The organism is Sinorhizobium terangae (genome assembly GCF_009601505.1).
Taxonomy (GTDB): domain Bacteria; phylum Pseudomonadota; class Alphaproteobacteria; order Rhizobiales; family Rhizobiaceae; genus Sinorhizobium; species Sinorhizobium terangae.
In genome coordinates, this window is the sequence record NZ_WITC01000012.1 from 1 (window position 1) to 1,059 (window position 1,059).

The 1,059-nt window shown below is 61.4% G+C and carries 1 protein-coding gene; it reads left to right on the top strand.

The genetic code is table 11. The features are described from left to right. Positions 1-96 precede the first annotated feature (96 nt). Positions 97-1,043, top strand: a protein-coding gene (locus tag GHK62_RS01295) for an IS630-like element ISRm2011-2 family transposase (protein ID WP_011970797.1) whose coding sequence is annotated in 2 segments (ribosomal slippage) — positions 97-436 and positions 436-1,043 — 948 coding nt in all. Because the reading frame shifts where the segments join, the coding sequence is not laid out codon by codon here. The last annotated feature ends 16 nt before the right edge of the window (positions 1,044-1,059 follow it).

Consider the following 1,059-nt stretch of genomic DNA (forward strand, 5'->3'; position numbering starts at 1 on the left):
CTAGAGCGGGATGCATTTAGGCGGAATCGGAAAGGGGATTCCTTTTTCTGCGCAAATCAGATTCACCATTCAGGCCGGTGAAGGAGGCCGGCCTTTATGGCGAGACCTTTTTCGAATGATCTTCGGGAACGCGTTGTCGATGCGGTGACGGGCGAGGGCCTATCGTGCCGGGCAGCGGCCAAGCGCTTCGGCATCGGCATCAGCACCGCGATCGATTGGGTGCGGCGGTTTCGCGAGACGGGCAGCGCCGCACCCGGCCAGATGGGTGGGCACAAGCCCCGCAAGCTTTCCGGTCCGCACCGGGCTTGGCTGCTTTGCCGCTGCCGCGAGCGCGACTTCACGCTGCACGGACTTGTCGCCGAGTTGAGCGAGCGCGGCCTGAAGGTGGATTATCGCGCCGTCTGGACCTTCGTGCACGAAGAGGGGTTGAGTTATAAAAAAAGACGCTGGTCGCCAGCGAACGGGAGCGGCCCGACGTCGCCCGCCACCGGGCACGATGGCTGAAGCACTGCCCCGGAATTGATCCCGCCCGCCTCGTTTTCATCGATGAGACCTGGACGAAGACGAACATGGCGCCGCTGCGGGGCTGGGCGCCTCGCGGCGAACGACTGGTGGGCTACGCCCCCTTCGGCCATTGGAACACCATGACCTTTGTCGCCGCACTCAGGGCCGACCGCGTCAGCGCTCCCTTTATCCTCGATGGCCCGATCAATGGCGAACGCTTCCGCATCTATGTCCAGCAAGTTCTGGTGCCGGAACTCAAAGCCGGCGACATCGTCATCCTGGACAATCTCGGCTCCCATAAGGGTCAGGAGATCCGCGCCGCCATCCGTAAGGCCGGCGCCCGCCTGTTCTTTCTGCCGAAATATTCCCCCGATCTCAATCCGATCGAAAAGCTCTTCGCCAAAATCAAGCACTGGTTGCGTGAGGCACAGGCCAGATCACGCGATGCAATCCATGACGAACTGCGCCACATTCTCCAAGCCGTCACCCCACAGGAATGCGCAGCCTACTTCAAAGAGGCGGGATATGAACGGGCTTAAATACATACCGCTCTAG